A 1,046-nucleotide genomic window follows, 5' to 3' on the forward strand; every position below is an offset into this window, starting at 1 on the left:
GCGCTGCTGAGCACCGGGGCCGTGGTATCGGCTCCGGAGTTGTTCGTCACCGCCTGGTCCGTGAAGTTGGCCGCGTCATTGCCGGCAGCGTCCTGCAGCACGTTGCCGCTTGCGGGCTTGGTGTAGCCGAGGCTCACCACCTCGGTGCTGTCCACGTCACGGCTCAGATGCAGCGTGACGGTCTTGGCCGTGGCATGGATCGCGACGCTCTCGACTGCGATGGCGATGCCACTGGCGCTGCTGACGGCAAAGGCCGTGGAGGGGGGTGTATGGGTGGCGTCCAGACCGAGGCTGCTGACCTCGGTGTAAGCCAACACCAGATCGCGCCCGCTGACCGTGGCCGTGCCAAGGACCGGCGCCGTGGTGTCGGCCGCGGATTGGTTCACCGCCGCCCGGTTGGTGAGGTTGTCCGCGTCGTTGCCGGCTGCGTCCTGTATGACGCCGTTGCCGCTCGCGGGCCGGGTGTAGCTCACGTTCACCACCTCGCCGTGGTCCACGGCACGGCTCAGGTGCAGCGTGACGGTCTTGGCCGTGGCGTCCACCGTGGTGCTGTCCACGGCGATCGCGAGGCCGCTGGTGCTGCTCACCGCAAAGGCCGTGGCGGGGGCCGTATTCATCGCGTCCAGCCCCAGGCTGCTCGCCTCGGTGTAAGTCAGCACCAGAGTGTTTGCGCTGACCGTGGCCGTGCTGAGCACCGGGGCCGTGGTGTCGGCTGCGGATTGGTTCGTGACCGCCTGGTTCGTGAGGTTGTCCGCGTCGTTGCCGGCGGCGTCCTGCAGCACGTTGCCGGTCGTGGGCTTGGTGTAGTTCACGCGCACCACCTCGCCGTTGTCCACGTCACGGCTCAGGTGCAGGGTGATGCTCTTGCCCGTGGCATCCACCGTGACGTTGTCCACGCTGATGGCCACGCCACTGGCGCTGCTGACCGCAAAGGCCGTGGCGAGGGCCGTATGCGCCGCGTCCAGACCCAGGCCGCTCGCTTCGGTGTAGCTGAGCACCAGCTCGCGCCCGCTGACCGTTGCGCCGCTGATCACCGGGGCCGTGGT

Annotated in this window: 1 protein-coding gene; it reads right to left on the reverse strand. The window is 68.5% G+C overall.

What is annotated here, in order from left to right; all coding sequences use genetic code 11:
- The coding region (locus tag VTU_RS29710; protein WP_010109194.1) for a SwmB domain-containing protein at nt 1–1,046 on the reverse strand (1,046 nt) is incomplete at both ends.

Source organism: Verminephrobacter aporrectodeae subsp. tuberculatae At4 (genome assembly GCF_000193225.1).
GTDB classification, from domain to species: domain Bacteria; phylum Pseudomonadota; class Gammaproteobacteria; order Burkholderiales; family Burkholderiaceae_C; genus Acidovorax; species Acidovorax aporrectodeae.